Here is a 355-nt window from a genome sequence, read left to right on the forward strand (position 1 = left end):
GTGATCTGGCCACCTTCGTTGACGGCGCTTGGCGCGCTCAGCGTGACGCTGGTCAGATCCGTGCTGCCCGGGGTGTCCGTCACAGTGGTATTGACCGCTGTGTTGCCTGGCACCAGGTTCTCGAAATGCTCGCCACCGGTCACGGTTTTGATGGCGGTCGTGACGGTTTGATCGCCTTTGTATACGTCGTTCGGTGCCACAGTGGTGACCGTGCCGCTGGATTGGTTCACCCCGATGGTGATGGTTTTGCCGTTATCCAGGGTGACATTCAGCGGATTAGTGATGTTAGTCACCAGCGCACCGTCTTTATCCACAAGGCTGGCGGTGTAGACGATGTTGCCGCCTTCGCCGATGG

At 58.9% G+C, this 355-nt stretch carries 1 protein-coding gene; it reads right to left on the bottom strand.

What is annotated here, in order from left to right:
• The coding region (locus tag EE949_RS08405) for an immunoglobulin-like domain-containing protein (protein ID WP_164666730.1) at window positions 1-355 on the bottom strand (355 nt) is incomplete at both ends.

The organism is Pseudomonas viridiflava, assembly GCF_900602065.1.
In the GTDB taxonomy this organism is placed as follows: domain Bacteria; phylum Pseudomonadota; class Gammaproteobacteria; order Pseudomonadales; family Pseudomonadaceae; genus Aquipseudomonas.